20 protein-coding genes are annotated in these 26190 nt (G+C 48.9%); 7 read left to right on the plus strand and 13 right to left on the minus strand.

The features are described 5' to 3' along the window. The first annotated feature begins 40 nt into the window (after positions 1-40). Complete coding sequence (gene fabR, locus HYN46_RS15730; protein ID WP_114900270.1) at positions 41-721, plus strand: HTH-type transcriptional repressor FabR; 681 nt, start codon at positions 41-43, stop codon at positions 719-721. A gap of 31 nt (positions 722-752) precedes the next feature. Here fabR and HYN46_RS15735 read toward each other — a convergent pair whose 3' ends face one another. The 3 genes from HYN46_RS15735 to HYN46_RS15745 form a co-directional block, all read right to left on the minus strand. Next, positions 753-3362, minus strand: a complete 2610-nt coding sequence (locus tag HYN46_RS15735; protein ID WP_114900271.1) for a TonB-dependent receptor — start codon at positions 3360-3362, stop codon at positions 753-755. Positions 3363-3619: 257 nt separating this feature from the next. Then, positions 3620-6736, minus strand: coding sequence for a BACON domain-containing protein (locus HYN46_RS15740; RefSeq protein ID WP_162818264.1), 3117 nt, complete (start codon positions 6734-6736; stop codon positions 3620-3622). A gap of 325 nt (positions 6737-7061) precedes the next feature. Continuing rightward, on the minus strand, positions 7062-8309 hold the full coding sequence (locus tag HYN46_RS15745; protein ID WP_114900273.1) for a lytic murein transglycosylase: 1248 nt from the start codon (positions 8307-8309) through the stop codon (positions 7062-7064). Positions 8310-8577: 268 nt separating this feature from the next. Between HYN46_RS15745 and HYN46_RS15750 the strand changes: the two genes are divergently transcribed. Then, complete coding sequence (locus HYN46_RS15750) at positions 8578-9192, plus strand: LysE family translocator (RefSeq protein WP_114900274.1); 615 nt, start codon at positions 8578-8580, stop codon at positions 9190-9192. A gap of 41 nt (positions 9193-9233) precedes the next feature. Then, a complete protein-coding gene (locus tag HYN46_RS15755) occupies positions 9234-9716 on the plus strand; it encodes a YchJ family protein (RefSeq protein ID WP_228254832.1) in 483 nt (160 codons plus the stop codon). Positions 9717-9725: 9 nt separating this feature from the next. Here HYN46_RS15755 and rpe read toward each other — a convergent pair whose 3' ends face one another. The 8 genes from rpe to HYN46_RS15795 all read right to left on the minus strand — a co-directional run bounded on the left by rpe (position 9726) and on the right by HYN46_RS15795 (position 17629). Beyond that, entirely contained in the window at positions 9726-10418 is a 693-nt protein-coding gene (gene rpe, locus HYN46_RS15760; RefSeq protein WP_114900276.1) for a ribulose-phosphate 3-epimerase, read from the minus strand. Between the two features lie 142 nt (positions 10419-10560). Further along, on the minus strand, positions 10561-10932 hold the full coding sequence (locus tag HYN46_RS15765) for a 5-carboxymethyl-2-hydroxymuconate Delta-isomerase (RefSeq protein ID WP_114900277.1): 372 nt from the start codon (positions 10930-10932) through the stop codon (positions 10561-10563). A 14-nt stretch (positions 10933-10946) separates the two neighbouring features. Beyond that, a complete protein-coding gene (locus HYN46_RS15770; protein ID WP_228254950.1) occupies positions 10947-12155 on the minus strand; it encodes an MFS transporter in 1209 nt (402 codons plus the stop codon). Positions 12156-12660: 505 nt separating this feature from the next. Further along, positions 12661-13938 carry a dicarboxylate/amino acid:cation symporter gene (locus tag HYN46_RS15775; RefSeq protein ID WP_114900278.1) on the minus strand — a complete coding sequence of 426 codons (1278 nt, stop codon included), beginning with the start codon at positions 13936-13938 and terminating at the stop codon, positions 12661-12663. A gap of 305 nt (positions 13939-14243) precedes the next feature. Further along, positions 14244-14522 (minus strand): peptidylprolyl isomerase, encoded by a 279-nt coding sequence (locus tag HYN46_RS15780; protein WP_114900279.1) that lies wholly within the window; start codon positions 14520-14522, stop codon positions 14244-14246. A gap of 29 nt (positions 14523-14551) precedes the next feature. Beyond that, positions 14552-15190 (minus strand): LysE family translocator, encoded by a 639-nt coding sequence (locus HYN46_RS15785; protein WP_114900280.1) that lies wholly within the window; start codon positions 15188-15190, stop codon positions 14552-14554. Between the two features lie 124 nt (positions 15191-15314). Next, positions 15315-16910 carry a flavin-containing monooxygenase gene (locus tag HYN46_RS15790; RefSeq protein WP_114900281.1) on the minus strand — a complete coding sequence of 532 codons (1596 nt, stop codon included), beginning with the start codon at positions 16908-16910 and terminating at the stop codon, positions 15315-15317. A 47-nt stretch (positions 16911-16957) separates the two neighbouring features. Next, the gene (locus HYN46_RS15795; RefSeq protein WP_114900282.1) at positions 16958-17629 is read right to left on the minus strand and encodes a TetR/AcrR family transcriptional regulator; all 672 of its coding nucleotides are present in this window, start codon (positions 17627-17629) and stop codon (positions 16958-16960) included. A 281-nt stretch (positions 17630-17910) separates the two neighbouring features. On the opposite strand from HYN46_RS15795, the gene HYN46_RS15800 reads away from it, so the two are divergent. Next, positions 17911-18513 carry a glutathione S-transferase family protein gene (locus tag HYN46_RS15800; protein WP_114900283.1) on the plus strand — a complete coding sequence of 201 codons (603 nt, stop codon included), beginning with the start codon at positions 17911-17913 and terminating at the stop codon, positions 18511-18513. A 5-nt stretch (positions 18514-18518) separates the two neighbouring features. Here the strand turns inward: HYN46_RS15800 and putA are convergent, their stop codons facing one another. Further along, positions 18519-22241, minus strand: coding sequence for a bifunctional proline dehydrogenase/L-glutamate gamma-semialdehyde dehydrogenase PutA (gene putA, locus HYN46_RS15805; protein ID WP_114900284.1), 3723 nt, complete (start codon positions 22239-22241; stop codon positions 18519-18521). A 163-nt stretch (positions 22242-22404) separates the two neighbouring features. Between putA and HYN46_RS15810 the strand changes: the two genes are divergently transcribed. From HYN46_RS15810 to HYN46_RS15820, 3 genes are all read left to right on the plus strand, one after another. Continuing rightward, entirely contained in the window at positions 22405-22863 is a 459-nt protein-coding gene (locus HYN46_RS15810) for an Lrp/AsnC ligand binding domain-containing protein (protein WP_114900285.1), read from the plus strand. Positions 22864-22916: 53 nt separating this feature from the next. Next, entirely contained in the window at positions 22917-23660 is a 744-nt protein-coding gene (locus HYN46_RS15815) for an SDR family oxidoreductase (RefSeq protein WP_114900286.1), read from the plus strand. Between the two features lie 84 nt (positions 23661-23744). After that, on the plus strand, positions 23745-24131 hold the full coding sequence (locus HYN46_RS15820; protein WP_114900287.1) for a VOC family protein: 387 nt from the start codon (positions 23745-23747) through the stop codon (positions 24129-24131). Between the two features lie 226 nt (positions 24132-24357). Here HYN46_RS15820 and guaA read toward each other — a convergent pair whose 3' ends face one another. Further along, positions 24358-25947 (minus strand): glutamine-hydrolyzing GMP synthase, encoded by a 1590-nt coding sequence (gene guaA, locus HYN46_RS15825; protein ID WP_114900288.1) that lies wholly within the window; start codon positions 25945-25947, stop codon positions 24358-24360. Positions 25948-26190: the final 243 nt, after the last annotated feature.

The raw sequence follows: 26190 nt of genomic DNA on the forward strand, positions 1-26190 counted from the left end.
TTTATAATGTGACATCTCCATGACTCAACCGTAGGCATTTATGCTGACACCTACACCCGTAGCGACTGATCCTTCGACAGCGTTATTGGCCACTCCGACGACTCTGCCGCGCGTGCCGCAAGGCCGTAAGGCCGTGATTACTAGTGATGAATTGATCGCGGCTGCCCTCAAGCTAGTCGGGCCGCATCGCAGCATTTCGACCATCAGTCTGCGCGAAGTCGCTCGAGAAGCTGGCATTGCCCCCAATAGTTTTTATCGTCATTTTCGTGATATGGATGAACTCGCCATCGCATTGATTGAGCTTGCGGGTAGTTCTTTGCGTAAGGTTTTCAGTGAAGCACGTCAGCACAAATCGCTAGAGCCGAGCATCGTGCAGATCTCGATTGGGATTTTTATGGATCAACTGCACAGTGGGGATGGCTACTTGCCGATTCTGCTGCGCGAAGGAAAAGCAGGGTCTGCGGAGTTTAAAGAAGCGGTTGAACGTCAGTTGGTGTTCTTTGAAGATGAGTTACAGCAGGACTTAATCCGCATTGATCAGGCCAATGGCAATACCATGTATCAGCCCGCGCTTGCCGCACGTGCGATTACCCGTCTGGTCTTCACCATGGCTTCAGTTGCCATGGATCTACCACCGGCTGAGCAAGAAGCACGCATGTCAGAGACTATTGCGATGATTCGCATGATTCTAGAAGGCGCACGCGCTTTGGCGAAGAAATAAGGTTCTCCGCCAAATCACAGCCTATCGTCAATTAGAACTTATAGCTCGCACCCAGTGTGATGAAACGTCCACGAGGGTCGTATAACGAAATATCGTAATAGGGCGTGCTTGGATCCCAAGAAGGTTTCTGATTCAGGATATTCTGCGCTGCGAGTTTCAAGGTTGTATTCTTGATCCCGGTATAGGACACACTTAAGTCAAAAGTACTATTACCCGCAACGCGTGTGGGATAGTCATCCTCACGTAAGTTATCATCAATCTTATAGCTACCGGTGTAATACCAACCCAAAGTGCTTGAGATATCACGATAATCCCAAGTCAGCTCTGTTGTTCCACGCCACTTTGGCAAAGCACCAAAGGTATTGCTGCCACTGCCATCAACCGAACTTTGCCCCGCAACTTGCGGTTGCTTGAAGTTAAGCAGATAAGACCAGCCACCTCTTAAAGTGAACTTGCCCAGATCGCCAGCGGGGAAAACTTGACGCACATCCAGATCCAACCCAGAAGTCGTGCGTGCACTTTGATTCTGATATTGATTACTGATGGTCAAGATACGGCCTTGTGGATCACGCACTACACGACCCGGATAGAGCGCCGGATTCTGCACGATATAGTTCAGATCATCAGGCCCAATAATGCCCGTCTGACTAATGCGATAGTAGTCCAACGCAATACTGGTATTGACCGCAGGTGAGAGAACGATACCTAGGTTATAGTTCTTGGAGCGTTCGGGATCCAGCTTCGGATTTGCCGCATAAACGCCAGTGATGCTACGGACCTGATTTGGGGTAATGGGATCATAGGGATCTTTGACCGAGGTATAGCTGATCGCGCTGCTGTTGGTAATCTCTGGTAGGGATGGCGCCCGGAATCCACGTGACGCTGTACCGCGCAGCAGTAACCAGTTGGTCGGCTGATAGCGCAAACTGAATTTTGGTGAGAACGCGGTGCCGAAGTCACTGTAATGATCCAAACGACCTGCGACATTGGCCTCCAGAGTCGATAAAACAGGGACTTTGAATTCAGCAAACAACGCTGAAACATTACGTGAACCGTCAATAATATCAATCGCTGGACGCAGTTCGGTACCTGACAGCACTGCAGTTGAAGTTTGTGAATTTAACGACTCATTGCGGAACTGATAACCTGCCGCAAAGCCAATATCTCCAGCCGGCAACGTCCACAAGGGGCCTGCAATGGTGGCATCAATGACATTCAACTTCGATACCGCAGGGCGTAACGTCGACAGACTCAACGCATTCACGGCGCTGGCTGGATTATTGATTGTCGTAAAGTCATAGCCACCATTGGCAAGCAATTGCTGGAAAGCATAGCGATTACCAAAATTGGTCACCGTCTCTTGTAGACGACTTTCGGAATGGAGTGCAGATAGATCCCAATCCCACGTATTAAAGCTGCCTTTGAGTCCAATGACTTCACGGCTGAACTCCGTACTGTCAGTCTTATTACGGATACCCAAGCTCCAGAGGTTGGTCGAAACGGGGGTCGGTACCGCATTCGGATTGGCGGGATTGCCCACGGGTAGTGTCGTATCAATCTTGGTCAGGCGCTGATTGGCATTATCCCATGCTTGTAGTGAGCTACCAATCGACAGTGGACCGCCAAAGATGAAGCTTGCTGTACTGTGGCTATAAAGTAATTCACTGTAGGCTTGCAGTTGGTCATTGATTTGCAATGTACCGCGCAGCAAAGCATGGTAGCGATTAATGCTCGGCATTAAGGTGTCGTATTGAGCCGGGTTATACGCCCAAACATCGCCTTTTTTACCCGGTGAAATTTCACCCCAAGGCACACGCTGTACAGGGCCTACGGCCTTGCTAAAGCCTTGTGTCGGATCGTTGTTGTAGTAATTGGTCGGCGTCCAGTTCAGACGTCCACCTGCTTTGCTGCGAAAATCACTATCCCGCAAATAGCCGACATCGGTTGCATCCAGTTCCTCACGAATCTGACCATCCAGCGAGAAGAAGATGTTATAGCCATCTTTATTCAGATCCCCTTTCCCCGCAAGGAACTGATAGTTACGCTCATCCTGACCTGTGCCGCCGCCCGAATGACCGAGGCTTCCGCCCAGTTCTACTCCTTGAAAGTTTTTCTTGAGGATAATGTTGACGACACCTGCGACAGCGTCCGAACCATAGACGGCTGATGCACCGTCTTTTAAGACTTCAATCCGCTCAACTGCCGCCAAAGGCAGGGAGTTGATATCAACAAAGGTATCCTGCAGATCCTGCGCGGTGGCATAGTTCGCCAAGCGTTTGCCATCCAGCAGAATCAGAGTGTTCTTCTGTCCTAGACCACGCAGTGATACTCCTGCGGTTCCAGCGGAAAAACTTCCCGTATATTGTTCATTGAAGCTATTGCCACTATTGGCTGAGATTGAGCGCAAGATATCTGGCAAATTGGTTTTACCGCTGGCTTTGATTTGCTTGGCAGTAATCACTTGCACGGCGCTAGCGCCCTCTTTTTGTACACCGCGAATGTTTGATCCGGTGACCACGACTTGCTCTACAGGTTGATCATCCTTTGGTTTGGATGGTTGTGCATCGCTGGCCTCTTGAGCTGCAGCGATTTGAGCCGCAAGCAACGAGATGATCGTTGCAGCGAGTAAATTCAATTTCATGATGACAATCTTTCTAAAAAAAGGCGGATAAAAAACAAAGACCTTTCAAAATGAAAGGTCTCGTCAATGGATTGTGTTTGAATTATGGATAATTATTTACCGAATGGTAAATAATGATTTTAGATGCAGATATACGCAGAAGTGGAAAACGCACCAAATTAAGGCAAGATAAGCCCTAAAAGAAAACCGCCGCCTATGCGATAGGCGGCGATTCAAAGTTATCACGCACTAATTAAACTCTAGCAGGAAACATTAAATCAAGGTGCACCAATCGAAACAAACCTCAAGTCTTCATCAACAATATCAAAATTAGATGATTTGGACACTAAACCAATGACGATCAATCCATCAGCAGAAGTGACGAGCTTAAAAGCTCTCTCAGTCGCATCACTTCCCCATGAAATAAATGCAGAACCTCCTACCTTATTAACGCCGTTGATAACCAAAAACCCGTAATGATACGTTGGAGTGTTGGGATAGTATGTAATTTGATCTTCACCCGAACAAATAACCCGTCCTTCGGATGCAATGGCAACACGCGTTCCTGAATAGCGCATCCCAGGACCAGCAAAACCAGCGACGAGCTTCATATCCTGAGTAGTGAGCGCTTTGCAATACTCATCGCTAAACAAATACGCACCGTCAGGACTTAGACTGAGATTACCATACCCATAATCATTATCACTCGCATCAGTTGCAGCCCTCTTTTCCATCATTATAAAACCGCCTGCAATACTAGAATAATCCAAGTTATAAGCAGTAACTCCATAGATTGGACCATTACGATATCCAGACTCTGCTTTATAATAAAAGCTACGACCATCTGTTGATATGGCAAGCTTTCCATAATCTGACTTGATAAGACTATTCACCCCAAAGACCTGTTTACCTTGTTCAGAATACGCAGCACCGTCGTTCAGAAAAACGAGATCCACACCATTTACTCTAGCAGTCTGTATATCGTAGATACGCGAAGTACTAATGAGTTTCCAATGATTAATTTTAATAGACAGATCAAGGTCGACAGTCGATATTTCACCATTACTACGATCATTAACATATAGCCTGCTACCATCCTGAGAAACCGCCATCATGCCCGACTTCAAACCGACATTAATCGAACGAACTTTCTGGGCTGTATACACATTATAGACATCGATCGTTGGTCCACCATTATTAAAGTAGATATAAGGGCGAATCTTATCTGCTTGTACAAACAGCATAACACCCTGATTGTCAATACTTGCTGGCACGGGCGTGGATTGTGTGCTTACAACACCATTATTATCTTTCCACAATCCGACACGCACTACTGCGGGTACCACACCTGTAAGTGAGGAAGACAAAGTCACTTTGGCATAGCTAATAGTATTTAAAGGTAAAGATGCAGGGTTTGCTGTAAAAGTAACATTTGAACTCGAACCCGTAGAGCCACTCGAAGTCACAGTTAACCAGCTACTGTCTGAGGTGGCCGTCCATGGTATATCACCCGCATAATTATCCCGCACTTGAAGCGTTCGTGTTAGGGTCGACAGATTTGGTTTACTCGTAAATGCAATCCCCCAATCTGACATCAACAACTTACGTTGATCTACGTTCAGGTTCAGTGTGATCGGGTATACGATAGTATCGCCATTCACTTGAGCGGTGATGTTAACAGTATAACTTTTTGATCCAACAGTCACTTTGGTTGGATCAACTGTGAAGTCAAGTAACACTCCATCTTGATTCACCAAGCCTGCAACTTGCGAACTAGTCACACCTGTAGGCAATGCTGACATAGTCCAAGGCCAGCTCTGTTTACCCGTATTTAAACTCACGCGCAACGATTGCTTAGCAAAATCACGGCCTTTTACGCCACCCAACGTTAGAGTATTGGTTGCCGCAGATAAAACTGGCTTGGTCAGGGTCAATTTGCTGGTAACCGTCTGATCTGGAATACCCGATGATGACAATGTCACATTAGCTGCATAAGCACCACTGGCGAGTTTGCCCTTGCTTGGGTCAGGCTGCAAAGTGATTTTTGCGGGTGTTGATGAACCACTCAGTGGTGTTACGATCATCCATGGTGCCGAAGAAGCAGCACTCCAAGCCACTGACGCTTTGCTATTTATCTCAAAACTAAAAGGCTGAGCTGCAATAGATGCACCATTGACTGATGTAAATGTTGGTACACCAGATAGTAAAGCAAACTGAGGCTGTAATACTTGAAGCGTAAAGTTGACTGCAGCACTTTGTCCATCTTTGGTATTAACAGTTACTTTACCCGTGTATGCACCAACAGTCAGTGCGCTAGGGTTGTAGTGAACCGTGAAATTACCATCACCCACACCTGACGTATTGACCAAGCTTAACCAACTGACATTCGTAGAAGCTGACCACTCAAGCTTGGCACCTGTTACAGCGATTTGGACATCCGTTGGTGCAGCAGAGCCTTTATACATTGAACCGGTTGTCGTACTAACCGCTGCAACCCCCAGAGGGGCAACATCTTCCGTAACTGTAAAATCATACGGTAACGACACTGGTGATCCCGCAAAGCTCTGGCTACATTTCTCATCCTTGCATAATTGGATCTGAAATGTGCCCTGATAACGACCTTTAGGTGTCGTAGGCGAGGTATAAACTGATACCGAAAAATGCGTTGCATCAATCGGTGCAATATTCACGGTTCCTGTCAGTAGCTTTGTCGGATCAACTACTAGCACATACAAAGACCCACTTTGCAACAGATCGAGATTATTGACTGTGGCTTGTACCGAAAGGGTCGCTGTGGAACCCGTCTTGTAGTTTGTTGTGAGTGTTGCTGGCGAAAAGGAAACAGGGGTCGATGATCCAGGCGGGGTCACAGGTGGCGTAACTGGTGGAGTAACAGGTGGTGTGACTGGCGGCGCAACACCACTGTCATCTGTCACAGTCAGATCATAAGGGAGTGGTACGGGTGAACCTGAATAAGACTGCGAGCAACGTGCGTCTTTACACAGTTGAATCTGAAATGTACCTTGATAATGGCCTTTAGGCTTACTTGCCGAGGTATGTAAGGTGAGCGTGGCGTTTTTCCCACTGACATCAGAGATATCAACGGCCGAAGTCAGTACTTGATTACTATCGACCACATAGACATATACAGGATCCGTCGTATTTTGCAGATCACTATTATTAATGATGGCACGAATACTTAACGGGATAGAGGTCCCTGTTTTATAACTCGCGCTCGCTGTGGATGGTGTAAAAGTCAGAGCCGCAGAGGGTGTTACAACAGGAGGCGCCACTGGAGGTTGTGCAGGAGCAGGAGCTGGACTTGAGCCGCCTCCTCCTCCGCCACACCCAGTCAACAGCGCCACACTGAGCGCGAGCATAAAATGACGAGACAATTGAATATCCTTCTTGAAAGAAAATTTTATAAACGAATAAAGCAGCCTAACATGGAACAAAAATCACCCAAGTGGATGAAAAACCTTACCAATTAGTCAGCTCGCATTTAACAACATTTCTTCACATACTCTCACGACAAAAACATAAATATTTACATATATACACAAATAAGACATGAGATATACATGTTTTATTCATCTTTATAGGATTCTTTCACCTATCTGGTTCCTGATATTCTAAAAATGAATATATTCTTTTATCTACATATCACCATCGACCAAAAAAAGAGCCCTCGGAGGACTCTTTTTCTATTGTGTATTTTGACTACGAAGCGGGTTGTTGAGGCTGTGCCGGAACCACCTTCTGCTCAGCACGCAGCGCCTGCAATATCTTTTGCCCACCGCGACCATTCATGGTCAACCCAAGACGCTGCTGCTCAGTGCGAATCGCTTCGCGGGTTTTATCTCCGATCATGCCATCAGGCGCGCCAATGTCGTAGCCTTTGGCCAGTAGCAAACTTTGAATCTCTCGACGCTCCGCTCTTGAAGTACCCGCATCGTCCGTAGGCCATGGCGTAACAAAGGGCGCACCGCCGCGCAGACGATCTGACAGATGTGCAATCGCCAGACCATAGCTCTCTGCCGCGTTATAACCATAAATCGCATCAAAGTTTTTAAACACTAGAAACGTCGGACCATTAATCCCTGCGGGGGACATGAGACCTGCAGAGGATGAGTCACTGAGACCACCTTGCACCAGTGGTGAACCATCGACACGCGTGAAACCACGATCAGACCACGTGGAAAGCGCACGCTTATTACGCCGACCTTCCCCATCCGCACTAAAGCCAGCCGGGACTTTCACTTCAAAACCCCATGACTGCCCCGTTTGCCAACCCGCTTTTTTCAAGAAATTCGCAGTCGAAGCCAGCGCATCAGGCACGCTGTCAATCAGATCACGGCGTCCATCGCCATCAAAATCGACCGCAATGCGTTCAAAGGTAGAGGGCATAAACTGAGTATGTCCAAACGCACCGGCCCAAGAGCCTTTGAGGCGATCCGCAGAAATACTGCCGGATTGCAAAATTCGCAGTGCGGAAAAAAATTCGGAGCGAAAATAAACCTGACGTCGCCCATAACAACTCAATGTGCCGAGTGCCTGCACTAGGGGGTATTTACCTGAAATATCACCATAATTACTTTCCACACCCCAGACCGCAACCACGGTCGCAGGATCAACACCATAGGTCGATTGTACTTTCTTAAGCACATCGGCATATTTGCCGAGCATCTTTTGGCCTTGCGCCACGCGCTCATCATCGACCAAACCAGACAAATAATCCCAGATTGGCGTACTAAACTCGGGCTGATAATTAAGCTTCTCAATCACACTCAGGTCAGGCTCTAAACCTTCGGTATAGCGGCTATAGGTCTCACTGGAAACCCCTGCGGCCTTCGCAGCGCTGCTGAGTTGCCCAAGACAGGTATTAAATTCTGGGTCTGCATAAACCTGCACGCTCGCCATCGCCACGAGCAAACCACTCGCCCAGATGGTGTTTTTGGTCAATACCATGAATCAGTCCACATTTTTGATCAACATGATGCAACCATAACACGGGGATTGCATCCAGACCGTGATCTGGTCGAACGACATTGTTTAATTTTGGCAAAGCTGGGGTTATGGTATTGCACTAGAGAATCTCATGAAGTATCGGATGGCAAAATGATGAGATGCCCACTGCAAGAATGATTTCGCCGATATTTATAAGAAATTTCTATGCTAAAAGTCTTCTCCACAGGCATAATCCGTTGTCTATTTGGTAAAAATTCCTGATCCTGACATGACTGAGATTTATCTGGCTATGGTGCTGTTCGCCTTCTCGACCAGTATCACTCCCGGCCCAAACAACATGCTAATTTTAAGCTCTGGACTCAATCACGGGGTCAAGCGTAGCTTGCCGCATCTGCTGGGCATCGCCTTTGGCTTCCCCGTGATGATCATTATGATCGGCATTGGTCTCGGCACTATCTTTGAACGCTTCCCCATCCTGCACGAAATCATCAAGGTGCTCGGGGTGCTATACATGCTATATCTGGCGTGGATGATTGCGACTTCCAAGCCAAAGGATTTTGCCATTAGTCGTGGCAAACCGATGGGATTCTGGCAGGCGTTTTTCTTTCAGTGGGTCAATCCCAAAGGCTGGATTATGGCGCTCGGTGCCATCGCGGCGTATACCTCACTGAGTCACGACATGATTGTGCAGGCGATGATTATAGCCTTGGTATTTTTACTGGTGGGGCCACCTTGTACGGCATGCTGGTTATTCTTAGGGGCCAGTCTGAAGCATCTTTTGCAAAAACCGCATCAACAGCGCATTTTTAATGTCACGATGGCGTTATTATTAGTCGTCTCGATTGCACCCATTATTCAAGAGTTAATCATGAAATGGCTCTAGATCGATGCCATCTCATTTTTCACAACTGATCGCTCATCACTATGCTGACCTGCCCATGTAATCCTAATCATCTGCTTAGTCACTGCTGCGGCGTCTATCATGCGGGCACACCTGCCCCAGATGCAGAGCGCTTAATGCGATCACGCTATAGTGCTTATGCACTGGGACTCATTGATTACTTAGTCGCGACAACGCTGCCCGCACAGCAGTCTTTAATTGACCGTGCGGGGATTGAAGCGTGGTCAACCCGCAGTACGTGGCTGGGTTTGAGCGTTGAAAATCACACCGCGCTTACCGATAAACGCCATGCGACGGTCACTTTCACTGCGCGTTGGGCTGATGACAAAGCGCCAGATGCCGCAGCAAGAGCGGTGACACATCGCGAGCAATCAGGCTTTGTCAAAATTGCGGAGCGTTGGTATTTTCTGGACCCTACAGCAGCGCTCAAAATGGGCCGCAATGACCCGTGTCCTTGTGGGTCGGGTCAGAAGTTCAAGAAATGCTGTGCAGCTTGGCTAGAGTAAGACTCCGCATTAATCGGCTTTAGGTGTACCCACCAGCGCCAGTTCAGCACGCATGGCATCAATCACAGTTTTATAATCAGGCTGATTAAAGATCGCTGAGCCTGCCACAAACATGTCCGCACCCGCTTCAGCAATCGCACGAATGTTTTTAACATTCACGCCGCCATCGACTTCCAGACGAATATCGGTGCGACCACTTTGCTCGATTTTTTGTCGGGCGAGACGTAACTTATCCAGCGTGCCTGGAATAAAGCTTTGCCCACCAAAACCAGGGTTCACGCTCATTAAGAGCACTTGATCAACCTTATCCATCACATAATCAAGATAATGCAGTGGCGTTGCTGGGTTAAACACCAAACCCGCTTTAGCACCGCCGGATTTGATCAACTGCAACGAACGATCAATATGATGGGAAGCCTCAGGATGGAAGGTGATAATGCTGGCACCAGCCTCTAGAAAATACTCAATCATGCGGTCTACAGGTTCAACCATCAAATGCACATCAATCGGTGCGGTGATCCCGTAGCTTCGTAGTGCGGTACAGATCATCGAACCAAAGGTCAGATTCGGCACATAGTGATTGTCCATCACATCAAAATGCACCACGTCAGCACCCGCCGTCAAAACACGCTCGACATCTTCGCCTAAACGCGCAAAATCAGCAGACAAAATTGAGGGGGCAATCCAATAAGGTTGAGTCATAGCAAGCTCGGAGATCAGGATCTAGATCGGGAAATGATGAGCGACACACTAACAGAAAACACCGCGATTGGGGAACCAATACGCGGTGCTTTTCAGGTCTTGATGAATAATTGCTGTGCAGTTGAGCCATCCTGATAATAGGTTAACGCAGATGTGGATTGATCACCGCTTTAGCATATGACTCTGTTGCAATCTCAGTAATCTCGACGCACAGTTGCAGATGCGCAGCATGATATCCAACAAAAATACGATTCAGCTCATTTAGCAGCCGCTGCGATAGCGCCTGCTGAACCTCCAGCGTTCGACCTTTTAAAATCGAAAGCCTGACATGCACAAAAGCACGAGCTTCCGATGCCGCACCCACTTGAAATATCGAAAGTGGGATAGCACGACTCTTGATATCGACTTCGTCAAATAGACCCGACTCGATGAGTGAGAGATTGAGGCGGTTCAATGCATCTCTCACATTAACATCCGTTAAGTTATCTGTATATTCAAGCGTTAAATGCGGCATAAACAATCACTCACTTAATGCGATGCGACAGGCTGGGCTTCGACAGTCTTTGGCAAACCACGACCAAAGGATGCTAAAGTCACTAATGCAAGGATCGCAAAGGCTCCACCCATCCACATCACACTGGGAATATTGAGATGGTCAACTACGCCGCCACCAAGCAAAGAACCCACAGCAATCCCGACTTGGAAAGTTGACACGACAATCGCCGCACCACTTTCCATCGCCTCAGGGGCTGCGGCAAACATCCACATGTTGGCACAAACCGGTAATCCGCCAAAAGCCAAGCCCCAGAGCGCGATCGTTAACACCGCACCAAGTGTGGTTACGCCAAATAACGGGAAGATCATCATCGCTGCGCCCATAAGCAGCACGACCATCATGAAGGTTTTGCGGATATCACGCGATGCCGCGATGCCTGCCAAGATATTACCCACCACGCCAGCTAGACCGTAAACCAGCAACAATGTACTGATCAACTCAGCATGAAAACCTGAAATGACTTTGAAAAACGGCGTGACATAGGTATATGCCGCAAAATGCGCGGTCACCAAGAAAACTATGCCGAGCAAACCGACACGTGCATATTTATGACGAAACACATGAGGAAGATCGATAAGACGTACGGCGGATGTCGCAGGCAGCGATGGCAGCATAAATAATTGACCAAGCAGGACAATCGCGCCCAAAAGACCCGTAATACCAAAAGTCGCCCGCCAGCCAAAAATATCACCGATCCATGTTCCCAGTGGTACACCAAACACCGTAGCCATGGTCACACCAGTAAAGATGATCGAAGATGCGCGTCCCATGGATACGCCTGCTGGTGCCAGCCGACCACTGAGCGCAATCGCCGTGGCCCAGAAACCACCAATCCCGATCCCCAGTAATAACCGCCCAATCACCAAAACCGTAAAGTTAGGTGCAAACGCAGAAACGAGATTGGCTATTACCATGAGCAACGTCAGTAAACACAGTAAAATACGACGATCCAACTTACCTACAGAGACAGTGACTAAAGGTGCTGCAAATGCCGCAATAATCCCCGGCGCCGTGACCATCAGACCCGCTGTCCCTACTGAAACATGTAAATCTGCTGCCACACCTGATAGCAAACCCACGGGCAAAAACTCACTGGTCACCAGTGCAAATGCGCCTATTGCCACAGACAACAGCGCAAACCAAGATTTTAAAGTTGCTTTAGGCGGTGCATCAATGGCAATGCCGCCATCCGTAGGAATCGCCAATTCGGCGCCATGTTGAGGTGTCGTCACAAGAATCTCCAACCGCACAAGAATTAGAAAAGAAAGAACAGATGAAGAAGATCATTTTTATAATGATCATCACAGAATAGCGTCACTCTATGCCAAGGATGCAGCTCCGTCAATATTTTATATATTGATCGTTACAAATATAAACGTTGCAGATTGATGACACAGCGACGACATAGAATCAAAAGCTAGAGGTCCTGAGCAGGTTTATCACTCACAGGCATAGTCATGCCATACCTCTGGATATATCCGACCCACCTTACAGTTGCCATGATGACTACAACTCATGTTTTGGCGATATCGTGTGCAATCGAGAATCAATGCAATTGATCCAAACGGATAAAACCACATAATAACAGGATAATGAGACCTATATATTTCAAAAGCAGAGATCAAAGGCTCAGGCCATAAAAAAGAGCGATAAATCGCTCTTTTTTGTATTTGCACTCGACTTAAATCAAATCGCATCAATCCCCGTCGGGTGCTTCAGCTCTTTATCGAGTTGATCATGATCCAGCTCCTTGGCCCACTTAGCAACCACTAAGGTCGCCACACCATTGCCAATGGTATTGGTCAATGCACGGCCTTCAGACATAAAACGATCAATGCCCAAGATAATGGCTAGACCCGCCACAGGTACACCGCCTACTGCTGATAGCGTCGCGGCCAACACAATAAAGCCGCTACCTGTCACGCCTGCCGCCCCTTTAGAGGTCAGCAACAACACCGCAAGCAAAGTCACTTGCTGCAAGATCGTCATCGGCGTATTGGTTGCCTGCGCGATAAATACGGCGGCCATGGTCAGATAGATAGCCGTGCCATCTAAGTTAAAGGAATAACCGGTAGGGATCACCAAACCGACTACGGATTTCTGTGCGCCCAGTTTCTCCATCTTAATCATCATACGTGGCAGCACCGACTCTGAGGACGAAGTACCGAGTACGATCAACAACTCTTCTTTAATATAGTTCACAAAGCGCAAAATACTAAAACCATGTGCCCGCGCCACAATGCCTAAGATCACAAAGATGAATAATAGACAGGTGATGTAGAAGGTGCCCATCAGCTTCATCAAGGGCAACAGGGAGCCTATACCGTACTTACCGATGGTAAACGCCATGGCACCAAAAGCACCTATTGGAGCCAGCTTCATGATCACGGTAACAATAGAAAAGAGAATCTTGGAAAAGCTCTCAATCAGTTCAAAAATCGGATTGTGACGCCCACCCAGATGCTGCAAAGAGAAGCCAAACAAAATCGCAATCAGCAAAACTTGCAGAATCTCACCCTTAGCAAAGGCATCGACCATGGTGCTGGGGATGATATTCATAAAGAAGTCGGTGGTGGTCTGCATCTTGTGCGGATCGGTATAGGCGGCAATCCCATGCGTATCCAACAGGGCGACGTTGATATTCATGCCCTCGCCGGGTTTGATCACATTGATCATCACCAGACCCACGACCAGTGCCAGTGTACTCATGAGCTCGAAGTACAATAGCGCAAGACCGCCTGTCTTCCCGACCTTTTTCATATCCTCCATACCCGCGATGCCGAGGACCACGGTACAGAAGATGATCGGTGCGATCAGCATCTTGATCAGTTTAATAAAGCCATCACCGAGCGGCTTCATCGCAGCGCCAGTCTCAGGCACGAAGTGACCGAGTAATACACCCAGACAAATCGCAAAGATCACTTGTACATAGAGTGATTTATAAAATTTCTTGCCGCTCGCCATAACTCACTCCTTGACGCGATATCATTCCATTTTTATTGGTTAAATCATTCATAGAACCAGAATCCTGATTCGAACACATTTCTCAATGTGGTATTCGGTCTAGATGCGCAACCAGTATGATCGCTTGAGAAACCATTCCTGCGCTTTGATTTCATGAAAAACCAAATCGAGGATTGGACAAATAAGAAGCTGAATTATGCCGTGACTTTTCGCATAAATTGCATATGAATATCAGTCTTATTGTAAAAGAATACCTGATTTTTTGGCCTAGGTGGTCAACGAATCACGGTATCTACGACTAAAGTCTAATAGCGGAATTTGATCTCAACCAGATGAAAGCCAAACTGACTTTTGACCGGACCATGAACCACATGCTCCGCCTTGGTGAAGACCACTTGATCAATCGGACGGACCAATTGCCCTTTGCTGATTTCCCCGAGCTCCCCGCCGCGCTTGGCTGAGGTACAGGTCGAATGCTGCTTGGCGAGCTTAGCAAAGTCCTCTCCGGCGGCAATCCGGGTTTTAAGCTGCTCACACAAGACTCGATCCTTGACCAAGATATGACGGACGATGGCTTTGGCCATAAAAACACTCGAAAAGATGGAAGAAAGAATTAAGCCATTTTACGCTGTTCGATCAGCAAGCGTAATGCCAATCCCAACAACACAATTCCCATCACATAACGCTGGATCAGGAGCCACAGTGGGTTTAAAGCAAACCAGCGCGCAAGACCAGCCGCAGTCAGGATCACAGTCAAATTGACCATAAAACTCACCACAATTTGGGTAAATCCCAGCGTCAGACTTTGCGCAAAGACCGAGCCGTGCTGCGGGGAAATAAATTGCGGCAAGATGGATAGATAGAAAATCGCAATTTTAGGATTTAAGAAACTGGTCATAAAGCCCATGAGCCATAACTTGGGACGCGAATCTGGGGCTAATTCACGCGCCTCAAAGGGGGACTTGGCATTTGGCCTCATCGCTTGCCAAGCCAGCCACAGCAGATACCCCGCCCCTAACCACTTCAAGATGATATAAGCGATTGGAATCGTCAAGAATAACGCAGTCAAACCAATGGCTGCGGCAAACATATGCACCAAGAACGCCGTTACCACACCAAATAGTGAAACAATCGCAGCATTGCGCCCCTGACAGATGGAGCGCGAAAGCAAATAGATCAGATTAGGTCCTGGCGTAATCGCCATGATCAAGGCTGCGCCGATAAAAATAAACCAATGGTTCAACTCAATCATCGACGGTGACTCACTTTTTAAATGTCATGCGTGTCACAAACATAACATAAGCAAGAACGCTCAACAAACGAAAAAGCCGCCTCAGTTAAGTGACGGCTTTTTTGCCAACAATACGGAATAATACTTACGCGGTGAGAGCCATCCGAACCGTACTCAAGTGATCCTTGAAGGTCGCTTTGACAGGCTGACCATCTTGACCCACCAGTGTATAACTGGATGGGTTAAAACGCAGGATACGCATGCGGTATTCCGCATTGAAGCCGGGATACAGTGTGTTGTTGCGACCATTCGGGCTTAAGTACCAGCTTGCACAGCCTGATTTCCATACCGTGTGTTCACTGCGCTGGTCCATGATTTTGACAAACTCAGCTTCGACTTCCGCTTTGACCGTGATGTATTTCAGTTGACGGGCACGGCGTAGCTCAATCGCCTGCCAGACATAATCAATCTGCGCTTCGGAGTATGCAATCACCGAAGTATGACCGGGACCCGTAAAAGGACCAACCAGGAAATATAGATTTGGAAAGCCATGCGTGGTGATACCGTCAAACGCTTCAGCACCATCTTTCCAGCGTTCACCCAAAGACTCATTGTTTAAGCCGCGGACTTCAAACGGGGCACCCGTACTACGAACCTCATAGCCGGTTGCAAAGATGATCACATCCAATTCATAGTGCTTGCCATCCACCGTCTCAATACCTGTCTCGGTAATGCGTTTGATACCATGATCTTCCAGTGTCACATTGTCGCGTTGCAGGGTTGGGTACCAGTCACTCGAGACCAAGACACGCTTACAGCCAAACTTGTATTTGGGGGTCAGCTTTTCACGCAGTACGGGGTCTTTCACTTTGCGCTCAAGATAACTATGCGACATCTTTGCAGGAAAGGATTTGAAGGCATCGTACTTCAAGATCAGGAACGGAGCCGTGGCTTCATTGATCCAGTAGTTTTTCAGACGATCGACTCTCATCTTAAGGGGATTTTCACGGCTTTCTTGTTTTTCGGCATCTGTTCGGTCGCGATTCGGTCGCGGCATGATCCAGTTTGGGGTCCGCTGAAACACGGTTAAATGCGCAACTTTCGGTGCAATCGCAGGACCAACTTGTACACCGGTCGCGCCAGTGCCAATCAACGCCACGCGTTTACCGGTGAGATCAACACTATGATCCCAGCGCGCGGTATGGATTTTGATACCTTTAAAATCATTGATGCCATCAATCTTGGCAACAGACGGCTCAGCAAAGGGGCCCGGTGCAGCAACCACATTCTTAGCGCGGATGATTTCGCCGCCATCCAGTGTCAACTCCCACTCTCCAGCAGTTGCATCAAACTTGCCGCTCACGACTTTAGAGTTAAATTGAATATGCGGGTACATCCCATATTTTTCTGCACAAAAGCGGATATAGCTAAAAATCTCGCCCTGGTTGGCATAGGCATTGGACCACTCAGCAGAAGGCTCAAAAGAGTAGGAATACAGCGCTGACTTCACATCACAAGCACAGCCCGGATAGGTGTTATCCCGCCAAGTGCCACCGACCTCACTGGCTTTTTCAAAAATCTTAAAGTTGGTAATGCCTGCTTTTTTCAGGCGAATCCCCATCCCCAGCCCAGAAAATCCAGTCCCAATCACTGCGACTTCCAGAACCTCTGTGGGCGACACTGATTTTGCAGGAGCGGACTTTCTTGCTGCTGGCTTCTTTCTTGGCGTTGTAGTTTGCATGATGGTACTCACTGGTTAATCTCTCGCGATGGCGGAATGCCTTCAGCTCAGATGACATCTGCTGGGATGGCCGCCCAGAGCGGCATGAGGTGTTGCAACTTGTCTTTGGGGATGCTCATGATCAAACTCCCAATTGTGTATTGCGTGCACATTTTTGCGGCCTCAATCGGTGTTGGCGTGCCTTGCAACACCATGCGATAGCCCAGATGCTGGACCATCCCGATCATGGCATCGGACATATCGCGATGACTGCCGATCTTCAGTAAGCCTGCACTTTCCGCATGTTGATAATCCTGACTCAGCGCCGCAGCCACCGCATCGCAGATCTGCCAGTACAGCACCTCAAGTCCGGGAATTGCTGAGAAGCCAGAGCGAAATACCGATAAGGTGATCTCCTTGTGCTTCATCAGCGTTTCAAAAATCAGGACATAGATCTGCTGCGTAGCCATGATGGATTCCAGTGGCATTTGCAAATTCACACCGCGACGCACTTGCATGACGCCACTGTGCAGTTCGGTAAAGACCTCATTGATGATATGCAGAAAGAGCTGACTCTTGTCCTCAAACTGACCATAAAATGCACTCATTCCCACGCCTGCATTCTGGGCGATTTCGGCAACTTGGGTGCGCGCAAAACCTTTGTCCGAAAACAACTGCTTGCCAGATGCAATCAATGCCTGCCTTGTTTCCGCCAGTTGTGCTTGGGTACGACGAGCCATTATGGAGTCTGCTTGATCAATGGAGTTAATATATGGAATATATATTCCAATTAATTTTAAGTATTGTCAACTGCTTTCATCGAGATCATTTAATGATCGATGCAGTTGCATGATAGTAAAGGGTTTATAGTTATAAAATATGCAGCAGATCATGATAACGATATGCATATCCGTCATAAAACAGACAACAATTTTGCTCTAAAATGCATGCCATACTGCCATTAGAATCAGCTAGAACACTCGTCTACCCTCCTCAAAACTGATCTCAACAAGGAATGATCATGCCCAAGCTCTACTACACCCCGCTGTCTGGACACAGTTATAAAGTGCGTTTGTTATTGTCTTTTTTGAGGGTGTCTTTTGAGCCGGCGGTACTGGATTTCAGCACGGGTTATCATAAAAGTGCGGCGTATTTACAGATTAATCCACTCGGACAAGTGCCACTCTGGGTGGATGGTGAGGTGGTGGTGCGCGACTCACAAGCGATCTTGGTTTATCTTGCCCAGCACTATGCTGATCCGGCTTGGTTACTGCCTACTGATGCTTTAGAACTCGCCAAGATCGTGCAATGGCTATCGGTCGCTGCCAATGAAATCACCCATGGTCCAACACAAGTGCGCGGCTACTGGCGCAAACAGCCCAGCACCATCGATATCGATGCCGCCACCAAACGCACCCATGCTATCCTAAAGATCATCAATGACCATCTCGCGACACGTCAATGGCTCGAACTTGAGCGCCCAACCATTGCTGATGTCGCGTGCTTTCCCTATATCTCGCTGGTTCATGAAGGCAAAGTCTCTCTGGAGGACTATCCACATGTGCAGGCATGGGTCGAACGCTTTAAGCAGCTCGATGGCTATATCCCGTTAGTCTCGGCATAAAAACCTCACCCATTCTGAGCAGTGTCAGCCTGCAACATCATGAGGCTGGCATTGCCCCCGACAGCCGTGGTGTTGACACACAGCGCCCGCTCGATCATAAGACGCCACAGTGGGATGGGGTTATAGGCCGTCGTGAGTTGATATGAGAGAAGATGACCTGTTTGCTCGGATATGCGAAGCATTGTCTCTGCAAGCGACGACGTGAGCGGGGTATCACTTAAGATCAGCCCAATGATCGCGGAATGATCCGATTCCGATTGAATGATGCCCTGAAGTGATGGCGGTAATGCTTTAGGCAATACGGCTTGGGCTGTCACATCCAGCACGGGGGTATTGCCCGTGAGCAACACGGCAAGCAACTGGTTGATCAGGGTAGGCAATGTTGTGGCATGACAGAGTATGCCGCCGCGCGGAACAAAAGATAAGGTGTTTTGCTCCCCGGTCGGGCTCACCAGCCCGAAAGATGTGCCGAGTAGACTCGTGCGCTGATAGGCGGCGATAAAATCGAATAATACCGAGTCTTGAGTCCTGACCCATTGCGCTAGATCACTCAAGACATTCCGTTCTACAACGCTTTGATCTTTGATTACGGTGGCATGATGTGTACACACCTCAGCCGCACTCGTCCGCTGCAAGCGTTTGAGATACAACGGCCCACCCGCTTTAGGTCCTGTCCCGGACTTCCCTTCTCCGCCAAAGGGTTGTACCCCAACCACTGCACCTACGATACTGCGATTGATATAGATATTCCCAACATGGGCATGCTGCACCACATCCTGTATCGTTTGATCAATCCGCGAATGCACACCCATGGTCAGACCAAAACCACTCGCATTAACCGCTTGAACTACATCAGGCAATTGATCCCGCTCATAACGCCAGATATGCAGGACTGGGCCAAAGACCTCACGCTTAAGTTCAGCAATCGTATCAATCTCAATCAAGGTCGGTGCGATGAAAAAACCGTGCTGACACGATTCTGGTAAATCCTGCTGCGTCACAACTTTACCCACTGCACGCTGTGATTCGATATAGTCCAATAAATCACGCTGTGCATCGGCATCTATCACAGGACCAATATCCACAGCCCATTGATCAGGACGACCGATTTGTAACTCTTGCATCGCCCCTTTTAGCATCGCTATGGTCTGATCGGCGATGTCCTGCTGTAAGCATAAAACCCGCAGCGCCGAACAACGCTGACCCGCGCTGTCAAAAGCGGATACCAACACATCCTGCACTACTTGCTCAAGCAATGCACTGGAGTCAACGACCATGGCGTTCTGCCCACCGGTCTCAGCAATGAGCGGAATATCGCGTCCTTCCTGCACGGCACGCTGAATCAGGGTGTGATGAATCATCTGTGCCACTTGTGTCGATCCAGTAAAGACCACGCCATCGACCCGTGCGTCTGCGACCAAGGCCGCTCCAATGGTTTCACCGCGCCCCGGTAGCAACTGTAATGCATGCGCAGGAATGCCAGCCTCATGCAGCAAAGACACCGCACGAGCAGCCATGAGTGGCGTTTGTTCAGCAGGTTTTGCTAAGACCACATTGCCTGCGGCCAGTGCCGCACTGACCTGCCCGACAAAGATCGCCAACGGAAAGTTCCATGGACTGATACAAACCACCAGCCCCAAAGCCTGTGCATCCGTTTCCGCCTCAAACCGCGTTTGTGCGGCGTAATAGCGCAAGAAATCAACCGCCTCTCGCACTTCACCCACTGCATTGGCCCACGTTTTGCCCGCTTCACGAATCGCCAGCGTACAGAGCTCAAGACGATGCTGCTCAAACAAATCCGCCGCGCGTTCCAGCCATGCAGCACGACTTTTCGGCGCTTGCTGCGACCAGTCGGCTTTTGCCTGCTCCGCAATCGTTAGTGCTTGCTCAACATCGAAAAGCGTTGCATCAACCACACGTCCCACCACATCACGACGATCCGCTGGGTTATAGATAGGCTGTTCGTTGTGCTTGAGTTCATTGTTCAGAGTCGGGAATGCCTGCCATGATTGACTCGCCCAACTTGCGGCATGACCTGCAAGATCACGCAAGACCTGCTCATTGCTCAAATCCAGCCCCGCAGAGTTTTTTCGTGCCGGTGCATAGAGCGCCTTGGGCAATACGATCTGCGGATGCGGTTGACCATTCAATAAGCGAGCCTCATTAAAAGGATCTGCGATTAAATCGGCTACCGGAATCTGCTCATCGACGATTTGATTGACAAAAGAGGAGTTCGCGCCATTTTCCAATAAGCGGCGCACCAGATATGCCAATAGCGTGCGATGCGATCCGACTGGCGCATAAATACGACATGGTCGATCAAGATGATCGCTACCGACGACTTGATCATAAAGCGTTTCTCCCATGCCATGCAGGCATTGAAACTCATAATCCTCAACACCCTGCGCCTTCGCCCACTGATAAATGGTGGCAACGGTATGGGCATTATGGGTGGCAAACTGGGGATAAATTAGATGACTGGCATCCAAGAGCTTCTGAGCACAGACGAGATAGGACACGTCAGTATGCACTTTACGAGTAAACACCGGATAGCCGGACAACCCATCGACCTGTGCCCGTTTGATCTCGGCATCCCAATACGCCCCTTTCACCAGACGGATCATCATTTTCCGTCCACTACGTTTAGCGAGATCCACTAAGTAGTCAATCACATAGGGACAGCGCTTCTGATAGGCCTGCACCACAAAGCCCACACCAGCATAACCCGCGAGCGACTGATCAAAAGCGATCTTCTCCATCATCGCCAGCGACAGCTCCAAACGATCTGCTTCTTCGGCATCAATGTTCAGACCAATGTCATAACTTTTGGCCAATCGCAGCAATTGCAATAAACGCGGCAACAACTCCGCCATGACCCGCTCATGCTTTGCTCGGCTGTAACGCGGATGCAGTGCCGAGAGCTTGACCGAAATCCCCGCCCCCTGCTGTATGCCACGTCCTTGCGAGGCTTGACCGATGGCATGAATGGCTTCCTCATAGGCGGCAAAATAGTGAGTGGCATCCTCTTTTGTTAACGCGGACTCACCCAGCATGTCGTAAGAATAGCGATAACCCCGCTCCTCTTGTGCTTGGCTATTGTGCAAAGCCTCCTCAATGGTTTGCCCCAGTACAAACTGATTGCCCAGCATCCGGATCGCCATGGCAACCCCGCTGCGAATCAAGGGAGCACCCCAGCGGGCAACCGCTTGGGTCAGTACCGTCTTCAACGTCTGTGCGGAAGGTGTGCGCACAATCTTGCCTGTGACTAACAGCCCCCAAGTCGCGGCATTGACAAACATCGACGAGGATCGCCCCAGATACTGCTCCCAATCCGCCGGTCCGATCTTATCCGCGATTAGACGGTCTACCGTGCGCTGATCAGGAATACGCAGCAGCGACTCTGCCAAACACATCAGTGCAATGCCGCCCTCGGATGACAAGGCAAACTGATGCATGAGCGCATCAATCCCTGACGCATGCACCCGCGCCTGTCGCACGGCCAGCACCAGTCTTTTCGCCAAAATCTGACTATCAATCCGAGTGGGATCACTGATCTGCTCTTGTGCAAGTAATGCCTGAACCGCTTCGGCTTCAGGCATGCGATAGGCAGCGGTAATTGCCTGCTGCAGGCTACTCGGTGCGGCTTGAATATCAGATTGCAGGGAGGAAAAGAGCTCTGAAAAATCAGAGGATAAGGGCTGTGAGGGCTGAGGATCTGGCTGGGGCATGGTCGGGAACTCAAGTGCGCGGAGGAACGCAAGGGGATGATGAAATATGCTTAAGATTCTAGAGACGAAACCCCTATATTAATTCTGTAAATATGCGCTTATATTTGAATTTAATTTGACCAAAATACTTTCTACCAAATTAAATTTAGATGAGAAGCACCTCATGCTCGATAAAGTGAATAAAAGGATTCTCACCGAACTTCAGAACGATGGACGGATGAGTAATATCGACCTTTCCACCAAGGTTAACCTATCCCCAGCCGCTTGCTTAGAGCGCGTTAAACGCTTGCAAGAAGCGGGCTATATCATGCATTACAGCGCACATCTCAATCCCAAACTGCTCGATGTCTCGCTCTTGGTCTTTATTGAAGTCGTACTCGATCGCACGACCTCCGACGTCTTTGAAGAATTCTCGAGAAGTATCCAAGATATCCCTGAAGTGTTGGAATGCCATATGGTGGCTGGCGGCTTTGATTACTTGGTCAAGGCTCGTGTCAAAGACATGGATGCCTATCGTGATCTACTGGGCAAGACGCTCTTACAGTTACGCGGCGTACGCGAAACTCATACCTATGCCGTCATGGAAGAAGTCAAAAATACGACTAAACTGCCAATCAAATAATTAACGTCAAACCATCATTTCACGTCGTCGCTCAACCTCAAGGAGGATTTCTCATGTCTACCCCTAATACGCTCAAAACGGCTATCGTCACTGGCTCCTCCCGTGGCATCGGTCGTGCGATTGCCCTGCGTTTGGCGCAAGAAGGCTATGCTGTCGTGGTCAACTATGCTGGGCGTCAGGAAGAAGCGGATAAGGTTGTCGCTGAAATTCATGAACAAAGCGGCCAAGCGATTGCCGTTCAAGCCGATGTGTCTAAAAAAGACGATTGCATCCGTTTATTTGCCGAGGCTGAGCATGCCTTTGGACAAGTTGATGTTCTCGTGAATAGTGCAGGTGTCTTTCACCTAGCGACCATCGCTGCGGCAAGTGATGAGGATTATCATCAGACTTTTAACATTAACGTGCTGGGCACGCTGAATACCATGCAACAAGCGGCGTTACGCTTACGCGATTTTGGTCGCATCATTAACTTTTCCACCAGTGCGATAGCCATTGCGCGTCCAGGTTATGGTTTGTATATCGCATCTAAAGCCGCTGTCGAACAGTTGACTCGAGTGATGGCTTCCGAATTACGTGGGCGCAATATCACGGTTAATGCCATCGCACCGGGACCAGTCGCCACCGAGATGTTCTTATCCGGCAAGAGTGACGAACTCATTCAAGAGTTTGCCAAAATGCCACCGCTGGAGCGTCTGGGTGAGCCTGAAGATATTGCCGGTGTAGTAGCATTTTTGGCGGGTGCCGATGGTGGCTGGATCAATGGGCAAGTGCTGCGGGCAAATGGTGGGTTGGCTTAAAAGATAGCGTATAAAACCGACATTATTTTGTCTTTAATTTGATCTACACTGTATTGATAGCACCCTTCAATCTTGGAGACTCTCATGAAACGTGTGACTGGCATCGGCGGTATTTTCTTTAAAGCCAAAGACGCAGCAGCCCTACGCGGCTGGTACAAACGACACCTCGGTATCGATGTACAAGCGTGGGGTGGCACAGCATTCACATGGACAGACGATGAAGGTCAACCGGTTGCTGGATCAACCGTCTGGTCGATTGGTTCGTTGGATAGCGATAGCTTTGCACCCAGCGTCGCCCCCTTCATGATCAACTACCGCGTAGAAGATCTCCACGCACTGGTGAAGGTTTTACGTGAAGAAGGCTGTAATGTGCTGGAGAAGATTGACGAATCCGAATATGGCAAGTTTGCCTGGGTGATTGATCCGGAAGGGAATAAGGTGGAGCTTTGGCAGCCACCTGTAGGACAGTAAAAAAAAAAAGCCCGCATGATGCGGGCTTTTTTGATGTTTGAAGGTGAGAAGCAATGCGTCTTGAAACCCATTCATTGCAGTTTGAGCGTCAGACACCCTGCCGCGGGCATAGCCCTTGGCGTAAATTTGGCAAGCGGCAGCGCCGCTTGAAATCCCAAAATAGCCAAAGCGTTGCACCGCTTTGGCGTTCGCTAGGCTGGAAGCAGCGCTTCCAGAAATCCCTAGCTCACTCCCATTCAATAGTAGCCGGAGGTTTGCTCGACACGTCATACACCACACGGGAGACTTCAGCGATTTCATTCATGATGCGGTTACTGATCAGCTCAACCAGATCATAAGGCAGATGGGCAAAGCGTGCGGTCATGAAGTCGATGGTTTCAACAGCGCGCAGCGCGATAACCCATGCGTAGCGACGGCCATCACCCACCACACCAACCGACTTCACGGGTTGGAATACCGCAAAGGCTTGTGCCGTTTTGTCGTACCAGCCACTCTTACGCAGTTCTTCCATAAAGATCGCATCGGCACGGCGCAGGATGTCTGCGTATTCTTGTTTAACTTCACCCAAGATGCGCACACCCAGACCTGGACCCGGGAAAGGATGACGATAGATCATTGCATGCGGCAAGCCCAATGTAGTACCCAGCTTACGCACTTCATCTTTAAACAAGTCGCGCAGCGGCTCAACCAAGTCAAAGTTCAAATCCGCTGGCAGACCGCCCACGTTATGATGTGACTTGATCACATGCGCCTTGCCCTGCTTGCTTGCTGCTGATTCAATTACGTCGGGATAAATGGTGCCTTGTGCGAGGAACTTCACACCATCCAGTTTACGCGCTTCTTCGGCAAAGACTTCGATGAACACACGACCAATAATTTTACGTTTGGCTTCTGGATCAGTCACACCAGCCAGTTCTGACAAGAAGCGATCTTGCGCATTAGCACGGATCACTTTCATACCGTGATCGCCAGCGAACATGGTCATGACATCATCACCTTCGTTCAGGCGCAGCAGACCATTATCCACAAACACACAAGTCAATTGATCGCCAATCGCCCGGTGTAAGAGCGCCGCAACCACAGAAGAATCCACACCGCCAGACAGACCCAAGAGTACTTTTTCAGAGCCTATCTGAGCGCGGAGTTGTTCGATACGCAGGTCAATAATATGTTCAGGTGTCCACAGACCGTGCGCGCCGCAGATGTCGATGACAAAGCGCTTTAGAATCGCTTCGCCTTGCTTGGTATGTGTCACTTCTGGATGGAACTGCACGCCGTAGAAATGACGCGCTTCATCGCTCATCGCTGCAATCGGGCAGGTCGGTGTGCTGGCGTTTACGGTAAAGCTCGGTGGCAAAGTATTCACTTTATCACCATGACTCATCCACACATGCAATGTGTTTGGCTCGTCTTGAATATCTTTAAACAGGCCATCGGCTTGTTCAATTTTAACATCTGCACGCCCAAACTCATGCACCAGACCATTTTCAACCGAGCCGCCCAATTGCTCCGCCATGGTTTGCATGCCGTAGCAAATCCCCAGTACAGGCACACCGAGATTGAAGACCACTTCAGGCGCTCGTGGGCTGTTATCTGCGGTCACGCTCTCAGGACCACCAGACAGAATGATGCCGTTTGGATTGAAAGCACGGATATCCGCTTCATCCATATCATAGGCATACATCTCAGAGTACACGCCTGCTTCACGCACACGACGTGCGATCAGTTGGCTGTATTGCGAGCCAAAATCAAGAATCAGGATACGGTCTTTGGTGATGGTCGTTGCGGGAGTGGTGCTATCGGCGGGACTGGTCATAAGGGCGCTTTATTCGGGCTAAATATAGGACGCGGCATTTTAGCAGTTTTTTCACACAAAACGGGAGTGTAAGCGACCTAAATCACCTCGATTCGAGAGGTTTTCTCATTTACAACTCTTTAACCGACGAACTTTACCCAATCTGCATCGGCTTAGCGTAAAATAGCACCACTTATGAATGATCTTTAGTATCACCTTTCAGCGCATGATGACGACTGAATATTTTTTGATAGTCCTATTAGA

This window comes from Aquirhabdus parva, from assembly GCF_003351745.1.
GTDB lineage: Bacteria > Pseudomonadota > Gammaproteobacteria > Pseudomonadales > Moraxellaceae > Aquirhabdus > Aquirhabdus parva.

Coding starts and splice junctions, on each gene's coding strand:
- HYN46_RS15795 (WP_114900282.1), bottom strand. CDS start 17,629: ATGGCTCGTCGTACCCAAGCACAACTGGCGGAAACAAGGCAGGCATTG.
- HYN46_RS15735 (WP_114900271.1), bottom strand. CDS start 3,362: ATGAAATTGAATTTACTCGCTGCAACGATCATCTCGTTGCTTGCGGCT.
- HYN46_RS15785 (WP_114900280.1), bottom strand. CDS start 15,190: ATGATTGAGTTGAACCATTGGTTTATTTTTATCGGCGCAGCCTTGATC.
- HYN46_RS15765 (WP_114900277.1), bottom strand. CDS start 10,932: ATGCCGCATTTAACGCTTGAATATACAGATAACTTAACGGATGTTAAT.
- HYN46_RS15815 (WP_114900286.1), top strand. CDS start 22,917: ATGTCTACCCCTAATACGCTCAAAACGGCTATCGTCACTGGCTCCTCC.
- HYN46_RS15820 (WP_114900287.1), top strand. CDS start 23,745: ATGAAACGTGTGACTGGCATCGGCGGTATTTTCTTTAAAGCCAAAGAC.
- HYN46_RS15810 (WP_114900285.1), top strand. CDS start 22,405: ATGCTCGATAAAGTGAATAAAAGGATTCTCACCGAACTTCAGAACGAT.
- HYN46_RS15800 (WP_114900283.1), top strand. CDS start 17,911: ATGCCCAAGCTCTACTACACCCCGCTGTCTGGACACAGTTATAAAGTG.
- putA (WP_114900284.1), bottom strand. CDS start 22,241: ATGCCCCAGCCAGATCCTCAGCCCTCACAGCCCTTATCCTCTGATTTT.
- HYN46_RS15755 (WP_228254832.1), top strand. CDS start 9,234: ATGCTGACCTGCCCATGTAATCCTAATCATCTGCTTAGTCACTGCTGC.
- HYN46_RS15745 (WP_114900273.1), bottom strand. CDS start 8,309: ATGGTATTGACCAAAAACACCATCTGGGCGAGTGGTTTGCTCGTGGCG.
- HYN46_RS15790 (WP_114900281.1), bottom strand. CDS start 16,910: ATGCAAACTACAACGCCAAGAAAGAAGCCAGCAGCAAGAAAGTCCGCT.
- HYN46_RS15780 (WP_114900279.1), bottom strand. CDS start 14,522: ATGGCCAAAGCCATCGTCCGTCATATCTTGGTCAAGGATCGAGTCTTG.
- guaA (WP_114900288.1), bottom strand. CDS start 25,947: ATGACCAGTCCCGCCGATAGCACCACTCCCGCAACGACCATCACCAAA.
- HYN46_RS15775 (WP_114900278.1), bottom strand. CDS start 13,938: ATGGCGAGCGGCAAGAAATTTTATAAATCACTCTATGTACAAGTGATC.
- HYN46_RS15750 (WP_114900274.1), top strand. CDS start 8,578: ATGACTGAGATTTATCTGGCTATGGTGCTGTTCGCCTTCTCGACCAGT.
- fabR (WP_114900270.1), top strand. CDS start 41: ATGCTGACACCTACACCCGTAGCGACTGATCCTTCGACAGCGTTATTG.
- rpe (WP_114900276.1), bottom strand. CDS start 10,418: ATGACTCAACCTTATTGGATTGCCCCCTCAATTTTGTCTGCTGATTTT.